At 49.5% G+C, this 17,761-nt stretch carries 16 protein-coding genes; 9 read left to right on the plus strand and 7 right to left on the minus strand.

The window, feature by feature from the left end:
- Nucleotides 1–399: 399 nt before the first annotated feature.
- From AB9F26_RS19480 to AB9F26_RS19515, 8 genes are all read left to right on the plus strand, one after another.
- Nucleotides 400–1,608 (plus strand): nucleotidyltransferase family protein, encoded by a 1,209-nt coding sequence (locus AB9F26_RS19480; protein WP_369768815.1) that lies wholly within the window; start codon nt 400–402, stop codon nt 1,606–1,608.
- Complete coding sequence (locus AB9F26_RS19485) at nt 1,605–3,257, plus strand: ABC transporter ATP-binding protein (protein ID WP_369768817.1); 1,653 nt, start codon at nt 1,605–1,607, stop codon at nt 3,255–3,257. The genes AB9F26_RS19480 and AB9F26_RS19485 overlap by 4 nt, the downstream gene beginning before the upstream one ends.
- Nucleotides 3,254–5,173, plus strand: a complete 1,920-nt coding sequence (locus tag AB9F26_RS19490) for an asparagine synthase-related protein (protein ID WP_369768818.1) — start codon at nt 3,254–3,256, stop codon at nt 5,171–5,173. Before AB9F26_RS19485 ends, AB9F26_RS19490 begins: the two co-directional genes overlap by 4 nt.
- A gap of 17 nt (nt 5,174–5,190) precedes the next feature.
- Nucleotides 5,191–5,406, plus strand: coding sequence for a hypothetical protein (locus AB9F26_RS19495; RefSeq protein WP_369768820.1), 216 nt, complete (start codon nt 5,191–5,193; stop codon nt 5,404–5,406).
- A gap of 127 nt (nt 5,407–5,533) precedes the next feature.
- Nucleotides 5,534–6,652 carry a methyltransferase domain-containing protein gene (locus AB9F26_RS19500; RefSeq protein WP_369768821.1) on the plus strand — a complete coding sequence of 373 codons (1,119 nt, stop codon included), beginning with the start codon at nt 5,534–5,536 and terminating at the stop codon, nt 6,650–6,652.
- Nucleotides 6,653–6,669: 17 nt separating this feature from the next.
- Nucleotides 6,670–7,515, plus strand: a complete 846-nt coding sequence (locus tag AB9F26_RS19505; protein ID WP_369768823.1) for a hypothetical protein — start codon at nt 6,670–6,672, stop codon at nt 7,513–7,515.
- A complete protein-coding gene (locus AB9F26_RS19510) occupies nt 7,512–7,790 on the plus strand; it encodes a PqqD family protein (protein ID WP_369768825.1) in 279 nt (92 codons plus the stop codon). Before AB9F26_RS19505 ends, AB9F26_RS19510 begins: the two co-directional genes overlap by 4 nt.
- A gap of 17 nt (nt 7,791–7,807) precedes the next feature.
- Complete coding sequence (locus tag AB9F26_RS19515) at nt 7,808–8,263, plus strand: lasso peptide biosynthesis B2 protein (protein ID WP_369768826.1); 456 nt, start codon at nt 7,808–7,810, stop codon at nt 8,261–8,263.
- A 65-nt stretch (nt 8,264–8,328) separates the two neighbouring features.
- On the opposite strand, the gene AB9F26_RS19520 is transcribed toward AB9F26_RS19515, so the two are convergent.
- From AB9F26_RS19520 to AB9F26_RS19550, 7 genes are all read right to left on the minus strand, one after another.
- Nucleotides 8,329–10,554, minus strand: coding sequence for a Wzz/FepE/Etk N-terminal domain-containing protein (locus tag AB9F26_RS19520; protein WP_369768827.1), 2,226 nt, complete (start codon nt 10,552–10,554; stop codon nt 8,329–8,331).
- A gap of 271 nt (nt 10,555–10,825) precedes the next feature.
- Nucleotides 10,826–12,040, minus strand: coding sequence for an IS256 family transposase (locus AB9F26_RS19525; protein WP_369768828.1), 1,215 nt, complete (start codon nt 12,038–12,040; stop codon nt 10,826–10,828).
- A 287-nt stretch (nt 12,041–12,327) separates the two neighbouring features.
- On the minus strand, nt 12,328–13,239 hold the full coding sequence (locus AB9F26_RS19530; RefSeq protein ID WP_369768829.1) for a tyrosine-type recombinase/integrase: 912 nt from the start codon (nt 13,237–13,239) through the stop codon (nt 12,328–12,330).
- Nucleotides 13,229–13,726, minus strand: a complete 498-nt coding sequence (locus AB9F26_RS19535) for a hypothetical protein (RefSeq protein ID WP_369768830.1) — start codon at nt 13,724–13,726, stop codon at nt 13,229–13,231. The genes AB9F26_RS19530 and AB9F26_RS19535 overlap by 11 nt, the downstream gene beginning before the upstream one ends.
- A 235-nt stretch (nt 13,727–13,961) precedes the next feature.
- Nucleotides 13,962–14,270 carry an HGGxSTG domain-containing protein gene (locus tag AB9F26_RS19540; protein ID WP_369768831.1) on the minus strand — a complete coding sequence of 103 codons (309 nt, stop codon included), beginning with the start codon at nt 14,268–14,270 and terminating at the stop codon, nt 13,962–13,964.
- Between the two features lie 8 nt (nt 14,271–14,278).
- Complete coding sequence (locus AB9F26_RS19545) at nt 14,279–15,076, minus strand: hypothetical protein (protein WP_369768832.1); 798 nt, start codon at nt 15,074–15,076, stop codon at nt 14,279–14,281.
- Between the two features lie 697 nt (nt 15,077–15,773).
- Nucleotides 15,774–16,301: a hypothetical protein gene (locus tag AB9F26_RS19550; RefSeq protein WP_369768833.1), complete on the minus strand. Its 528-nt coding sequence runs from the start codon at nt 16,299–16,301 to the stop codon at nt 15,774–15,776.
- A gap of 641 nt (nt 16,302–16,942) precedes the next feature.
- On the opposite strand from AB9F26_RS19550, the gene AB9F26_RS19555 reads away from it, so the two are divergent.
- A complete protein-coding gene (locus AB9F26_RS19555; protein WP_369768834.1) occupies nt 16,943–17,710 on the plus strand; it encodes a glycosyltransferase family 2 protein in 768 nt (255 codons plus the stop codon).
- Nucleotides 17,711–17,761 lie beyond the last annotated feature (51 nt).

The raw sequence follows: 17,761 nt of genomic DNA on the forward strand, positions 1-17,761 counted from the left end.
GGTGCCATCGAATTCCCGCAATTTTCCTGACCTGGCATTATCACTTTAACTTCCACACTGGTCGCAGATTTCAAACGCCAAACGCTTCCAGACGTTGATATCTATAAGTTGTAATCGTTCAAAAAGGTGAGGCTAGCCTCCGCCTGCAACCAGACCGGCTCAACTTCGGCCAATGTTAACAACTCGTGACCCTCATTGAAAATAATTCTCCATCAGTGCATCAACAAAAATGGTCATGTGTGGTTGCTAGATCGTCAAAATGTCCACGCGTACCAATTGATCATCGCAACTGACACTCTCTCACGATAGAAGTTAAGAAACCCTAATTCTGCCCAGAAGATTTCGGCGGCATAGGTCTAAGATTGGACGGAAAGAGTCAAAACTGCTGCGAGAACAAAAATGACGGCGACATTGAATTACACACCTGCTTGTGTGGTGGGCATCCCTGCCCCCTCCTCTAATGCCGTCAAGCTATTAGAAAACCAAACCGATGCCTTTATTTGCTCTGCGTTGAGTGGAGAAGTGAAGCAGTGGCCGGACGCTGGGCCCGCTCTGCAACAGCTGATCGAGAGAGCGGATTTCCATGGAGTGGCTGGCTGGCTTGCTTCAGCGCTCGAAGGTGTTTCCTGCGTCCCCAAAGAGATCGAAGTCGCCCTCAAGGATCGGCTTCTCAATCAATTGTTCTGGGAGGACCGCCACAGGTTTTTTATCGGTCCTGCGATCGAGGCTCTCAGTAAAGCTGAGATCAACTCTGTTATCATAAAGGGTACCGCGTCCGCGTACTCAATCTATTCCGACGCAGCCCACCGTACGCGCGGCGATACCGACATCCTTATTGCACCAAGAGATCGAGTTCGTGCGGAAGGAATCCTACTCGATCTTGGGTTTACGCGCTCGGTGACTTTCGCACGTTCGCGCGGTTCGAGCCAGATTGGTTACTCCCGTGCTGAGGGTACAGGCTGGTCACACGATATTGATTTACACTGGCAGATCAGTAACTCGGCATTTCTCTCACAACTCTTCTCGGTTGAGGATATATTCTCGCGATCTATCCCTCTGATGGCCCTCTGCGACACGGCACGCGCCCCCAGTCACGTCGATTCATTGCTGATAACATGCTTTCATCGACTCGTGCATTTGAGGGCACCCTATATTGTTAATGGCACGCGACATTTCAGTTCTGATCGGTTGATATGGCTAAAGGACATCGACCTTCTTTCACGAGAATTGACGCAGTCTGATTGGGCGGCTTTCGTAACACGAGCCCGCGAAAAGGGCCTTGCTCGTATCTGCTTGTCGGGCTTTTCCGCTGCGAGCGAGGCGTTTGGTTTCAAAGTGCCTCAGGATGTATTGCAAAAGCTGACGGAACCCGACGAGTCGTCACTGGTCGAAACTTATCTTTATGGTAAAAGTTCCACGCGGTTTCGGCTCAATATTAGAGCACAATCAGGTGCTTGGGGCAAAATCGCCTTTATCGGCGAGCATCTATTTCCACCAAAGACCTACATGCGGACGCAGTTCGGAGACGGCCCTCTGGCAATGCTTTATTTGCAGCGTGGAATTCGGGGTGTTGGTAAGTTGTTTTCTGGTGGTTTGGGAAAACTATGAAGCTCGCACGTCTCATTAACTTCGCTCGCCCTTACCGCAAGCCGCTTGCATTTGTGTCCGGTTTGATGGTCATCGAGACGATTGTCGCCCTAATTCTTCCTTGGCTAGCTGGAGAATTTGCTGCCAGCATTCTGGCCCAACAGGCGCTAAACATAAATACCGTTTTGGGCGGAATCATTGGGCTCTTTGCGTTGCGTTCAGTGTTTTCCTATTTTAGGGAACTGCTTCTTGTAGACACCTCGGCCACAATCATCGCGGATATACGTCAAAAAATTTATGACCATATTCAAAGCTTGCCGCTTGGTTATTTTCGGGCACGCAGGCAGGGCGATATATTGTCCTTCGCTGTCTACGAAGCAGAAGAAATCAGCTCCTATCTTACTTACACCGTAACCAGCATTGTTCCCAATCTTCTCGCGGCCCTTGGCGCAGTCATTATCATGGCCGCTATTGATCCTATCTTGGCGGGTATCGTGTTGGGCCTTATTCCTTTTTACTATATTGGGCTACGCCTGATTGGTCGCAAATTACGGCCTCTTTCGGTTCAGGTGCGCGATGCATATGCCTCCCTCGTTTCCGTCGTTGAGGAAAACTTCTCCATGATGCCTGCAATCAAGGCATATACGCGTGAAGGCACATCTTCTGCGGACCACCTTGAACGCGCCCAATCATTGCGTCTGTTAGAAATTCAGCAGGGTCGCATCAATGCACTGATATCGACCGTGATCCAGTTCGCAGCGCTCGCGACAATGTTGCTCCTCTTGCGCCTCCTTGGAGAGCGTGTTTCGGGCGGTGAAATGTCCGTAGCCGAATTTGTTAGCTTTCTGCTTTATGCCGCGTATCTTACCGCACCGTTTTCGTCTCTTGTAGACCTGTGGGCTCAAACACAACTCACACGGGGTGCTCTTACTCGGCTTGGAGCCGTATTCGACGAGGTACCCGAGGGGGCTGTTTCTACAACCCAACTTGCTCCCGTGAAGGGAGATATCCGGTTTGAGGGCCTTCACCTGACATATCCTGGACGTCACCAAGCGCTACACGGCGTCGATCTACACATTCGCACTGGGGAGACAATTGCTATTACAGGTCCTAACGGGGTCGGAAAAAGCACACTCATAAACCTCCTCATGCGGTTTGATCAGCCAGATCAAGGACGAATTTTGATCGACGGCACCGACATAGCGAATGTCGAGCTTAAGAGCCTTAGGAGCCAAATCGCGTTGGTTTCACAGTCCGTGCATCTGTTTCATGCATCGCTTCGTGATAATATCGCCTATGGTTTGCCAAACGCGACTGATGCGGCCATAGAGTTTGCTGCGCGTCGTGCCCAGGCACACGATTTTGCCGCGGGTTTACCACAAGGGTATGAAACCATTATCGGAGACCGCGGAGTTCGCCTATCGGGTGGGCAAGCGCAGAGGATCGCCCTCGCAAGGGCACTTCTCAAAGACCCAGCTATCCTTGTGCTTGACGAGCCAACGGCAATGTTCGACCCAGACGGTGAAGAAACGTTTATCTCTGCTGCACGTGAGGCCTTTTGCGACCGCACTGTAATCCTAATTACCCATCGACCAGCCAGTCTTGCGTTAGCAGACCGGATCGTGAGTTTAGCCGATGGTGTTGTTGTTAGTGACCGGAAAATGACATGAGCGGCATAGCGGGCATCGTCCGCTTTGACGGTGGTCCGGTTGAATTGGGCCATCTCGAGAGAATGACGAACGCGATGGCGTATCGAGGTCCAGACGGGATCACGCATTGGTCTAGTGAGCACGCAGCGCTAGGGCATTGCATGCTTCAGACTACCAATGAGTCTCTGGAAGAGTCACAGCCGCTCGCAAATGAAGATGCGGGCCTCAATCTTGTCATGGACGGTCGCCTCGACAATTGGGAAGAGTTGCGCTGCCTCTTGCTCGCTGAAGGCGCCCGTTTACGAACCCGTTCAGATGCCGAGCTTGTATTGCGCGCTTACGAGCGTTGGGGCGAGGCTTGCCTCGAAAAAATAGATGGTGATTTTGCCCTCGCTATTTGGGACGCTCGTCAACACAAACTGTTTTGCGCACGGGATCGGGCCGGTGCAAAGCCGTTTGTCTACCATTGGGACGGTCACTGTCTTATATTTGCCTCTGAGATACACGCTGTTCTCGCGGGGCCGAACGTACCTCGAGAGTTGAACCAGGGCGCGTTGGCAGAGCATCTCTCTGCGGAATTGACGTCGCGAGATGACACGCTTTGGCAGGGTGTTTCCCGCCTCATTGCGGCGCGCAGTATGACGGTTGATGAGTATGGCCCACGGATCAAATCCTACTGGAATCCTAAACAAATACCGTTGATCCACTTTCACAATGATGCTGACTATGTTGAACACTACCAAGAGGTCTTGTTTGAAACCGTTCGCAGGCAATCGCGTTCTCACCGTCCCGTGGGTTATGAGGTCAGCGGAGGCTTAGATTCATCGGCCATGTTTTCTGTCGGCAATAAATTACATCGAGAAGGCCGGTTGCACGCACCCGATATCGCGGGCTTCACCCTCAAGTTTGAAAAAGATACAGATGCCTTTGAACTCGACTTCGCGCATGCTGTTGGTGCGCACTGCGGACGGTCGATTGTTGAAGTTCGTCCGACGCATAAGTCAGTTGAGTGGCTCAGGTGCGAAGCAGCAAGGCTCTGCACAGTTCCCAATTTCCCCAATACATTGATGCACCGAGGGATTTTTGAGACACACCACCAGAACGGTGGGCGTGTTGTTGTGAACGGCACCGGTGGTGATCAATGGCTCGCATTTGGTGAAAATGACCTCGCTGAATGCATGCAGATCGGCGCATGGAAAGTACTCCGCAAAAGCTTACAGGCAGATTTTTCGAAGAGCGGCGCCATGTGGACCATGTTCAATTTTGTCCGGCACGGCGTCTATCCCAACTTGCCATCCAATGTACGCAAGGCCGCCCGATGGGCGCTGCAACGCGAAGAGTCACATACGAGGCGCAGCCACCCGTGGCTTTCAGCCCCCATGCAAGAGCTTTTGGACGAGCGCATGCGTCAAAACTACAAAATGCTCGCCGAGAAGCAATCTGGCATAAGGATCGGGTTACGCGAGCGTCTAATGTCACTTGAAGGCGGCTTTCCCACATTTGCACGCGAAACGATGGAGAGGATGGGAAGTTTAGCGGGGATCGAGTATCGCTCCCCTTTCTACAGTCACGCATTCCTCAATATGGCGCTTGGGTTACCACTCACTCAGTTGCGAAATGCGCAACAGGATCGCAGCATTCACCGCAAAGCAATGGTTGGCCTTCTGCCCGAAGCCGTTCGCCAAAGAACATCCAAAGCTGAGTTCTCCACCGCTTCCACGCCCTACAGAGAGGGCCTCGCTGCCCTTCGGTTTCCAACGACGTTGCCGGGGAAACGTTGGTTAAGGCTCGACGGGTTTTCTCAGCTCCAAAATGAAGTGTCAGACCTAGAAACAGAAGGCCTTTACTGGTCTGTAGGAATTTTGACGAGCGTTGCGTCTTGTTGTGAAATAGTTAATAATAGGACAACAAAGACAAATAAATTGTCTGACAGGTAAACACGGAAATTCGCGACATGCACAACAAAATGACCGGAGATTCGGGCAAAACCGAGAGTACATGTAGAAAAACCTATTGCAGTCCAATACTTCGCGAGTTTGGCTCTGTGCATATGACGACCCAAGGATCTCGAAACGGCATGGATGACGGAGCAGGCAATATGAGTGGTACAAGGGGCATGGGTATGTTGGTCATGGTGAACATGCGCAAGGGATTTTTGAATACCGGTTGACGTGATTTAAGCATCGCAAGCCCGCGAATGGGCTTTCAAAGCTATCGGCTTAGCGATGTATACACCGACATAATCATCTGATATTTGGCGACAATAATTCTCGCCGGGAGCTTGAAACATATCTTATTTGATTGATGAACACTGGGGGTATGTCTCAGATACTGCGCGGACTGCTCTGTTGGAGCGTGCGATTTCTAAAACCGTTCGTTGTTCCGACCACGTGCTGGATCTTGGCTGTGGGGTTGGAATTCTCGGAACTCTTTGTCTTCAAGCGGGAGCAGCGGGCGTGACGGCTATCGAAAGCACATCAGTTGCAGACGTCGCCAGGGAAGTTTTTGAACGCGCAGGGCAAGGCGAAAAATGCAATGTCCTTCAAGGGAATGCCAACCAATTAAAACTAGACCGAGCTGTCGATTTGATCGTATGCGACCATGTCGGATATTTTGGACTAGACTACGGCATCCTTGCCCTTCTTCATGACGCGCGGACCCGCTTTCTCAAAAAAGAGGGCCGTATCATGCCGATGGGTGTTGATCTTTTTTTAGCGCCGGTCGGCTCCGAAGGCTGTGCCAAAGCCGCCTTTGGTTGGTCGGCACAAGACATCCCCCCTGAATTTCACTGGATCACAGAACACAGTATAAATCACAAACATGCGGTCAACCTTGAGGCCAAAAACATTCTTGGAACGCCTTTTTTGGCCGATTCAGTAGATTTTCGAACCGAGACACGTTCGTTCTTTTCATGGAAAACCGAGCTTACTATTACGCGGGCGGGAGAGATGCACGGACTTGCAGGGTGGTTTGACTGCACACTTTGTGAGGGTGTGAAAATGACGAATTCACCGCTCAATCCAGAGCGGATCAATCGCAGTCAGGCGTTTTTCCCGTTATCCAAACCGTTGCACGTTGCAAAGAACGATGTCCTTCAAGTGACCTTTGTTTTACGCCCTGACGAGGATCTATTCTCTTGGAGCGTCGAGCATGCCCCTTCTGGATGGAAATGCCGGCAGTCGACATGGGAGGGCCTAGCCCTCAACGCGCACGATATGCGAAATGCCAAACCCGATCATATTCCCAACCTAACGGCCACTGCCAAGGCGCGCGCAATTGTGCTGGGCTACTGCGATGGGCAAAAAACCGTCTCCGAAATCGAGAAGGCTGTGCTGAAGGATCATCCAAACCTCTTTCCTACATCCGGCGCGATTTCCCAATTTGTCGCGAGTTGCCTTGGCGGTTCAACAGAGTGACCAAAGGCCTAGTTGTAATGCCACCGAGGGCTCAAGCCACCATCAAGGCCAAACCCTTCCACAGATGGGCTGCGCAAGATGGTTCTGTATGGCTGAATTTTCACCGCGATAAGGACGGCTTTTTCTTGCGGTTTCCTGGACTGGCAGATTTTCACGTTTCGCTGGATGGCTCCAAAGCCCTGTGCTGGTTGGTTCCAGGCAATGACACAGCCACTCAAGAACATCTCTATCTTAATCAAGTCGCTCCCCTCATGCAGAGTGTGCGAGGCGAGCTTATTTTCCATGCGAGTGCAGTGGAATGTCTTGGCGGTGCGATTGCGTTTTTTGGTGCATCCGGGCGCGGGAAGTCTACTCTTGTCGCGAGCTTTGCAGCATCCGGTAGTCCATTCTTAACTGACGATGGGCTTACCCTTGAGAAAAAATTTGACGGGTATATGTCCCTCCCCAGCCATCCCTCCGTGCGTATGTGGGAAGACAGCGCTTCAGCATTGCGCACGGATATGGCGGCATTGGCACCTCCCGTTTCCTTCACGGAAAAGACGCGCGTCCTCGCTGGAGATAGCTTGCCGCACTGCGCTGAACCCCAACCTTTGATCGCCGCCTTTTTTCTGGAATCCGGAGAAGCCGACAGGATTAGTTTTCGTCGGTTGCAGGGGGCGGATGCTCTAACGAGCTGGATGTCGAATTTGTTTATTTTGGATACACAGGATCAAAACCGGATTCATCAAAATTTTCAAAACGTTGCCAATATTGCTGAATCTATTCCTTCCATTGCACTGAATTATCCTCGTCGGTACGATGGGTTAAACGAGCTGCGCAGCGCAATCCTTTCTGAAGCCAAAAACGTACAGAGGTTTGAGTGAAACTAACTTCAAAATTCGAGATACCTGTTCACGTTGTCTCGCGACAAGTTGACGGTGAGTTGGTTATACTTGACCTTGAAAGTGGTCTCTATTTTGGCCTCAATGAGGTGGGTGCACGGTTTTTTGCTTTGGCCTCTGAAGGCGCCTCAGTGGACGCCGTTTACGATGCAATGTTGCAGGAGTATGACGTAGATGCTGAGACTCTTGAATGCGATATTCGATCTCTCGTAAGCGAACTCGAGCAGCGCAAGTTGATCACCTACAACCAGAACTAGATCAGGGCTTTTGAGAAATGGCGAATAAATTCAGAAAGGTTTTGACCCTAAGCCTTTCCGAATGGGCTGAACTCATAATTTCTGCCGAAGCCCTTTTTGAGGCTCGCATTATCTTCGCAAATCAGCCCGCAAAGACCCTTTTGGCCCGCTTAAAAAAACCAGTGTCGGGGTTCCCTGAGGAATCTGGTGCAAGAGATCAGGCCGTCGACGATCAACTCGTTCGATTGGAATGGGCGCTCTCGGTTGCGGCGCGGATCCTTCCATGGCGAACAGACTGCTTGATACGCTGTATCGCAGCTGACAAAATCCTTCGCCGCCGCAATCTTGAACCTCATTTTTACTTGGGGGTAACCCAACAAACAGACACAGGTTTTGGAGCACATGCATGGATACGATGCCGTGGTATTTCAGTGGCAGGTGGAGAGGGCAAAGAGTTTGAAGTACTTATCGGGCCCGAAGAATTGAAGCGGTAACTTTTGACCGTGCTTGGAAGACACTGATCCTCAATTTCTCTGCCGATCAACTGCGGCCATCGAGTTCAACTTTCGATATAGTATTTATTGGCGCTCTTACTAAAACTAGGAGCAGATCTGTTGCTGTAGGCCCTCAATCCCTTCATGGATATTTGCGTCATCACTAGCCCTGTCACCTTGGCACCAATATTTTCAAGCGAACGAAGTCCGTCTTGGACATTCGTCAAGGGAGTTTTGTTCCATCGAGCCACAAATAGTGTGGCGTCAACCAAAGGTGCAATCATGCGGGCATCAGAAACGATCAGTACAGGTGGCGTGTCAAGAATAACGACGTCATACTTCGTTCTCATATCCAGCAAGAATTCCTTAAATTTGTTTGAAGAAAACAAATCTATCGAATTGAGCGTAGGTGCATAGACGGACAATACATCGCAGCCGAGCGCTTTATCCCTGTGGAAGGTGCATTCTTCCAATGCTGAATTGCTGGAGAGGGCCGATATGAGCTCCGGTTCATTTTGGCTGCGGAAATACTCGCCGAATGTTCGGCGCCGGATATCGCACTCAACCAATAGAACTTTCTTCTGCAACGCCGAGACACTAGCCGCCAAAGCGAGAGAAACTGATGTTTTGCCCTCGCCTGCCGTAGCAGAGGTCACCATTACAACTTTTGGAGCCCTGCCGACATTCGAAGATAAGAGCGAGGTCCGCAAATTTCTTATGCTCTCCGCAACGCGAGACTGAGGTTTTGTGATGACATAATTGAGCCAAGCACTGCGCTTGCGGGCTACAATTTTCGGAATTTCACCCAAAACCAAGTAACCAGTTCCAGCCTCTAACTCCTCAACCGTACGGAATTTTTTGTTAAAGAATTCAGCTAAAAATACGAACCCAGCCCCAGTGAAGACTCCAAGTAGCAATCCCAACAATAGAGTTCGTTGTGCATTGGTAGGTGTTGGAGAGTTGGGTTCGACAGCAAAGGCAAGCACTCGGCTGTCTGACCTGAGCATGCCGGCTTGGACAGAAACTTCCTTCAGCTGAGATAAGAAAAATTCGTAAACAACTCTGCTGGCTTCAACATCTCGAGCTAGTTGTTGAAGCGTGATGAGATCCTCAGACTGAAATGCAACACGCTTCTCCAACTCTGAGATGCCACCGACTAAGGCAGATTGCTTTTGCTCGCTTCTGACTTTTTTTGACTCTAGCTGCCGTTCCAGAATTGAGGCTCTGGCAACGATGGCAGCCAACTTTTCGGCTTCTGAAAGAACCTTGTTCTCCAGCAATCTCGACAGGCGGGCATCTTGAACAAGATCTGCAAACACCGCTAAATCTTCTTGGCGTCGACCTAGCTCTAAAGCAGCAAGTTTCAACTCAATCTGTCGATCTAAATCCTGCTCATCTTTTAGCCGATCACGGTTGACCTTTAGCAGAAGGTTTTGCGATTCCAAGACTTCTGAACTGAGAAGCTCTGTTCCCACTTTAAATTTAGAAAATTCTGCTTCAGTGGCTTCAAGCCCCAGCTTGAGTTCAGCAACTTTTTCACTCAACCACTTAGTTGCTTTCTGAATTTCATCAAACTTCACATCGCGCTGATCTTGAACGTAGGCCTCGGCCCAAGAGGTAGACAACTTCGCCGACAGATCCGGAGAGGGCGTTTTTACGGTTAGATCATATACATAGGTTTCACTAGAATTCGTAACCGTGACCGTGCCCAATGTGTTTTCGATTGTGGCATCAAGAATTTCGCGGTCCGAAGGCTCCCAGTCACTCACTGTGGAACTTTCATCAGAAGGAATGATCCACCCCCTGACGAGGGTCTTCGCATCGCTAGTCAAACTTTTGGCGCTAGTTAGAAATTGTGTGACGCCTTTCAAAAGCCCTACCTCGGTCGGATCGTCGATACGAACCGGTCTGAGCGCGTAAGGATTGAAAAATGGATCATCGAGCAATCCATTTTCCAAAATCACTTTTTCGGCTAGGTGCCTTGATTTAAAAATCCGAATCTGGGTTTCAAAGGATAAAGAATCGACAGAAAAACCGGGGTCATAACTGTTGAAATTCATTTGATTTGCATCGCCGTCGTCCAATATCACTGCTGACGTTGCAGAGTACATTGGGATTACATTCCTGAAGGCTTTATCAGCGGCCAACAGGAGGCCAACCAAACCGCAAATTGCAATGATCCATTTCCCGCGCCAAACAACCTGCAATAGCTGTCCCAGATCGATTTCATCGTCGGTGTTTTGCACCGGTCGCGGGAGTCTTTCTGGAAAGAAAGAATGATTTTTACTCATGATTCGTTTTCACCGCAATTTGCAGACAGGTCAATACAGTAGGGTCTTTTTTCAAAAGCTGGCAAATTGTCGCTGTATAAGTGTTACAAAGAACACACTAGCGCATCGGCGTTTGATTCGTCGAAACGTTGGCTTTGACAATGCACGGTCACAATGAATCGAAATACAATCAAAAATTGTATTAACAATGGCCCATATCACGGATAATGCACCTAGGGGGGGAGTATCCGAAACTCTGTGTATGAGGCTCAGCCCATGCGGTTTCGACGGGTCATTTATTGAACCGTTCTGGATATAGAATAGCGAACTGGTTTCTTGCCGCAACCCATTCTCTGACGCATCGTCCAGTCTTTTCGAACTTGCGGATTGCCAGATAGATCAATTTTGTTGCGGCATCGTCGGTTGGAAAGCTGCCCCGTGTTTTGGTGGTTTTTCGGATCACTCTATTCAAGCTTTCGATTGCATTGGTGGTGTAGATAATTTTGCGCACCGCTGGCGGGAAGGCAAAGAACGGGATTACCTCCTGCCAAGCTCGTCGCCAGCTTGGGGCGATAGAGGGATATTTTCCGCCCCATTCGGCCTCGAAACAATCAAGAGCTTTGGCGGCGTCCTCGTCGTCCACAGCCTGATAAATGCACTTCAGGCTCTTGGCGACAGCCTTGCGATCCTTCCATCCGCAGAAGTTCAGGGAATGGCGCACAAGGTGCACAATACAGGTCTGAACTGTGGTTTCGGGGAAGGCTGCGTTGATGGCGTCAGGAAAGCCCTTCAGGCCGTCGACGACGGCAATCAGGATGTCTTCCAAGCCCCGGTTCTTGAGATTGTTCATGATTGAGAGCCAGAATTTGGCCCCTTCGTTCGCCGCGACCCACAAACCCAGAACCTCACGTTCTCCCTCAGGAGTGACGCCCAGGGCCACATAAACCGCCTTGTTTTTAACTTGACGGCTCTCCGCATCGCGAATTTTGACCCGCAGGGCATCGAGGAAAACAATCGGATACATCGGCTCCAAAGCCCGGTTCTGCCAATCTGAAACCTCCTCTAAAACAGCATCGGTGACGCGGCTGATAAGGTCGGCGGAAACGCGTAATCCGTAAACTTCCTCAAGGTGGGCACGGATATCACGGGTCGATAATCCAGCGGCATAAAGCCCGATGATTTTGTCATCCATCCCGTCGATCCGGGTCTGACCTTTCTGGATTAGTTCAGGCTCAAAGCTTCCGTCTCGGTCGCGTGGAATATCGATGGGAACTGCTCCGTCATTGCCCTTTAGAACCTTGCGCGTGGCCCCGTTACGGCGATTGGCTTGCTGGTTGGCAGGCGCCCCATTCGGCTCATAGCCCAGATGTTCGGTCAGTTCAGCCCCGAGCATCCGCTCCATCAAACGGACCTTCAGCTCCTTCATCAAGCCCTTGTCGCCGAGTAAATCTTCAGGCCGTTCAACGCCGTTAAGCAGCTCGTCCAGTAGTTCTTTGGAAATCGTCATTGTCGTCATGCTCCTTCAGTTTGGAAGCAGGGACCAAATTACTCATAGACAGAAGATCAGACACTCTCCCTAGGGGATAAGGGATTTCTCATTTCCATCCAGAGCCAAGTCATTATCCACACGGTAAACTTTGCAATGAAACTTACCCTATTAGCTTCTGGCCTACCAAAACAAAGTCATACGATATGAAATGTTCTCGATAACCAATCAGAAGGCGCGCGAAAAGAACATCCTGACTTCACGACACGGACTTAAACTTATTGGCGAGTGATCCGCGCTCTTTGTTGTCAAATTTTCCATACGTTGTGCTCAGCCAGTTCCAAATAGCGCGCAAGAACACCAATTGATTTCCAACCTCCAGCGCGCATGATTGCCGCGGTATCATAGCCGAGGCATAAGAGATCTTGCGCAGCCCCAACCCTCAACGAATGCCCACTAAAAGCATCGACTTCTCCTTGCTCCAGACTGCAGGCTCGCGCGGAGTTTTTGACCAGTCGCTTAACCGCAGTCGTACTAAGATGCCGATTGACGGCTACACCCTGATAGATAGGACAAAATAGAAAATTCACATCAGCCCCCCGCCATGCGAGCCAATCACGAACCAATTGCGCCGTTTGCAGCGATGTAAATGCGACGCGACCTTTTCCGAACGGATCGGCCTTACTTCGCCGAATAATGGCGCGGATAGTGCCATCCTCTCGAAATTCAATCGCATCGGTGGTCAAAGCAACAAGTTCTGCGCGACGGGTGAGCAACTCATACCCCAACGACAACATGGCTTTGTTTCGTAGTCCCCAAGGTGAGTCTGGTTGAACTGCAAGAAAGCGATCAAGATAGTCGCGCGTCATGCCTTTCGCTTGTTTGGGTCGCGTGAGCTTCGCCCTATTGATCCGACGATAGGTGACGTTTATTTTTTCGTCAAAAGTCGGGTCTGGCAGTTGCAACAGTCTATGGACTTTTCGGATGGCATAGAGACGTCGCCGAACTGTTGACGGCGCCTTTCCAGGGGCTTCATTTTCTAAAAACGCGCATACAGTGTCGACATTGCTAGGAAACGGAACGACGCTATTTGCCTTGCACCAGCCGACATAGGCTTCGGTATCGGAGACATAGGCACGGAGGGTAGAAGGCGCGAAGGCACCCTCCAGATTTCTCGGCTCGCTGCGCCAATCATAAAGGATCGTGTCGTTAATCGTCATCGAACAAGTCCCTTTCTTTTTGCCACGGATTGAATAGATCATCGTCACCAATCTGGCGCGCCAGGTGAACCGGCCAGGATTTCGAAGTATTTGGCTTGAGAAGAATTCCCTTGGCGGTTTCCCATGAAATTACGCGCCGGAATGCGCCGCACTGCGATGCGCCGTTTGGGCGCGCGACAACTACGGCATCGAACGCAAGACGCATGAGTGCGGCGTCAGTTTCTGCCGCCTCGAGAAGCCAATAGAGACAAGTGGCACACGAAAGATGTTGATACATAAAACGTGCATTGCGCTCGCGTGAAGCATTACGTTTATATGGCCCAGGCGTGTTATATTCCGATAGCCAACGTTGCAAATGTACTTTTTGCGATGAGTACCAAGCGCCGCCAAAACCAGCCCCAACGCGAATGGTTGTTTCAAGAGTTCGTAATGTAGGCGTGTCCTTGGGTAAAAGGTCAACAATCTGCCGCAGTGTCGCAATATCCATTTCAACCAATCCTCTTTCAATACCAGCGATAGAGGAAAGATACCAAACTTCAGCCAAAAATTAAACAGTAAGTAGTTGTTTTTATTATGTATTTTGTAAATTCAGATTTAAGAATGAAATTCTACCACTTTGCCAGGCTCCCCTCAGCCCAGCAAAACTCTAAGGCACCTTTCGGATGAAAAGCACGACCGATAGCGTCGAATAATCCACGAAAACGCCTATGCCGAAATGGGATTCACTTCCAAAAATTGCTTGCGTCGGTGTTTTTCAAATCCTCAACGAGGGATTTGTTTTTTTCCAGAAGAGCATCTAGTCGCCTTTTAAATTCAGTGCGATCCGCTATCTTTTCTGCCGTATACGCACCGTGCTTCAAAGCATTAGAGTTTCCTGTAGGCGCTCCAGCCCCTTTTGCGCCGCCATGCATGCGACACCTAGCTTTTCCGCTGACTGCTGGAGATCGACAGGGGAAACCACTCCGTGTTTTCGCACCACATCTAGAACTATCATGCATGGGATCCGTGTTTCGTTTATGTCGACTGATCATGGAACCAACTAACCTTTCGAGATGCTAGGCTTTGCCGAGTTGCGAACTTTCGTCCGTTTTTGTTGTTTTGAATCCACAACATCCTTCATCGGGCGCTCACTCGTCTCCTTAATCACCTTGCGCGCATCGACATCACCAACGACGGCTTGTGCCCCAGGTCCAACGTGAACGTGCTGAACCAGCACTTGTTGTTTTCCGCCACGACGATGCTTATCCAAGGCTTCAATGCCTTTAAGCAGGCTGGCTTGAACTTTTACGTACGCATTCAGGGACTGCGGATTTTCGAGCATATTTTCCTTGCCCTTCGCCATCGTTTTCATCATGCCTTCAGATTGGTTTTGGAGGGCAACATGATTGTACGCAAACATTCGCTCTGTTTCGTCTTTCGGGTTTATATCGCGAATCGAAGCCAGCGCAGCCTTCAGTTTGTATTTATTATTTAAAGGAGAAGCATTGGGAGGCAATCCTATCATATCAACAAGCCCAAAAATCCGGTGTTGCTGAACATCGGGATCACTTGACATTGTAGCCATTTCTAAATCGTCCGATGAGAGCTCAAAGAATTTAACAAAATCCTCAAAAACTTTATCTGCGATTTTCTTTTCTGCTTCCACCAACAATTTCTTATTTTCTACTTCCGCATTTTGGACCTCTACTCGCTCGTTCTGGGGTTCAGCTTTTCGTGTTTCGCCCGACTTTGCCTCAGAAGCCGCGCGGCGAAGTTCTTCATCCGGAGCATCCATCGAAACATAGGTATCATTATTCCCTAAGGACGACCCCGTACTATCGTTAATATCTTCATTCATCATCGCCTCCAAACTCATGCTGCATCTTGTAAAATGCCTACGAGTCACGGAGTTTCAAGGTGCCTAAGTAAAATCATCCAACTATTTTCTACTTTGTATGGGGTTGTTTTATAGAAATCGCGTACCCCCCCATTTTTTACCCCCCCCCCATTAGCATTTCGGGAACGTTGGAAACCAGGCAGCATCTACCTCCGTCGAAATCCTAGTTTGGAATTTCAAACGAGCGCTGCCAGTTTCATGTCGGTTTATTGAACCTCAAGCGCGCGACTTCGATGACGGGCTTTCAACAAATTTCAGAAATATGGTTTCACCACATTCTATTTGAAAATGACAAAGAACGCCGAAATCAGTTGATCCGCATTTTGGTTATTGGCCAATGCGATGCCGCGTGTTTGGTATGCCAAAGCCAACAATTCTGGACCCGTGCAGAAAAACAAATTTGGACAAACCTATTTGTACAGGCATGCCCTGAATCGAAAGCCCATATGGTTTCCCCCAAACGGCCGATAACACAGGAGCTCGCACAGTGGGCACATTCACGTTAGCAAGTATGCCCACACCTTGCGCTCTCCTACCTCTAGGGGCCTCGCGAACGGATTGATAAAACTCCATCCCCTGCCCGCATTTTCATGGCGATGTCAGGACCCGCACAAAAAAATGTCTTGCCAGCTTCTGGCGTCGTTAGTTCAGGAGCATATCAGTTCGCGACTTCCGTGAACAACTGCTTTGATTCCTGGCTTCTTTTGAGAGCCGCTTCTTTTCTTGTTTCGGAATCCCAAAAAACCTTAGCGCAAACAGCGCCTAGTGCGAGGTTTGCAGGAAAAATGACACCGGTAATGACCGCGATATTGGCGCACCCGGCCATGTAGCCTGCAGAATTAACATATTTAGAGGCCGGGCTCGCAAGTCTGTCTCCAAGCACGCTATCAATACTCTTCTCCAATACTTTTTTGACGCCAAGCCCGCATACACCAACAGCAATTGGATTTGTTCCGCAAACCCCCAATAATAGAGGGTTCGCCTCCGCAAGACCCATAGTTAACCCAACAGTAGTCGTCGCACTGTCAAGTAAGATCCCCTGGTTTTTTTGAACAAAGCCGGCTTCGGTAGCGTTAAAATTTGTGTTATTATTTGTGTTTTGCCTTGTAACTTGAGTGTTTGCATTGGGCTGTTGGGTGCAGGCAGCAATCGAAGTTGCAACGATAGCTAAAACTAAATATTTCATAGGATTCCCTCTCTTGGATCAATGGCAGTTAATGTCAGCGAGAAATTGGCTCGTCAGATTTCAAAACCAGACTAGGGGAGATCTTTTAAGATAAGGTTTATTGGGAGAAAACGCCGGCAGAACTGAGGGTTGGGTGAACTCTCTAGCCGTTTCCATCAGCGATTCCACATGAGAAATGTTCAGACGATTCGTCGAGAACGGCAAAAATTCACTCCATCGATTTTCTTGCTCTATTCGAACCAGAGACCGGCGCAATTTCGTGTTTAATATCCATGAGAGATTGTTGCCACGGGACCGGGAACTTCTTACGCTGATCTGCGCGCATTTCCTCCCAGAAAAGCTTGCTGTTGCACGACCTGGAATAATACTGGGCGCGCAGTTCGAATACTGAACTAGATTTGCCCTTTCCGACTCGGTTCTCGACGACGCTGGAAACATTTCGTTAATTTTTCTTGATCGAAAAAGGTTCACAAAATACGTTCTGACCGGCCGCGTTCCGGTGAAGTCAACTAGTGTCTCACCAAGAACGAATTTTGGGATTTGCGACCTAAATGTAAATTGGCAACAGCAACATACTTAAACACGTCCAATCATGAGAATTAAAGCTTGATTGAAACGGCCGCATTGATCAGAACGAGACAGTGGAAAAATTAGATGGCTCGCACAAAATGAAAATCTCGGTTGTCACTGCTGTCTACAATCGTGAAAGCACAATTGCGCAAGCTGTAACAAGTGTTCAAAGGCAATCGCACCCTAAAGTTGAGCACGTCATTCAGGATGGCGGCTCAACAGACCGAACTCTTGAGATTATTAACGCCCTCAACCTGCGAAGCACCTCAATAGAGAGCCGCAAAGATAAGGGAATATACGATGCCATTAATCTCGGAATTTCGCGCGCAACGGGCGACGTAATCGGCCTAATGCACTCGGACGATTTTTTTGCGCACCACGAAGTTCTTGCCAAAGTCGCTCATGCTTTCTCAGATCCTGAAGTTGATGGCGTTTATGGTGATCTTCAATACGTGTCGTCACTGGACGACAGCCGCGTCGTTCGCCATTGGAAGTCCGGAGAATACCACCCCTCAAAACTGAAAAGCGGTTGGATGCCACCTCACCCCACGCTTTTTCTACGCCGTTCTGTGTTTGAGATGTGGGGCGTGTACGATACTGACTTCACCATTGCTGCGGACTATGACGCGATGCTACGCTATTTGGTTAAAGGTAAAATAGAGATTGCTTATATCCCAGAGGTCTTGGTGAAAATGCGTGTGGGAGGTGAAAGCAACCGATCTTTGGGGCGGATCATCCAAAAAAGCCGCGAGGACTTCCGCGCAATTAGAAGAAACAATGTAGGTGGACTTGGAACACTTTTATCAAAAAATACGAGCAAAATTCGACAATTTTTCTGAGATGGAAATTACTCAACCAAAATTGACATCCGAACAAGATCTACTGGCCAA

The sequence above is a fragment of the Falsihalocynthiibacter sp. BN13B15 genome, from assembly GCF_041205415.1.
Lineage (GTDB): Bacteria > Pseudomonadota > Alphaproteobacteria > Rhodobacterales > Rhodobacteraceae > Falsihalocynthiibacter > Falsihalocynthiibacter arcticus.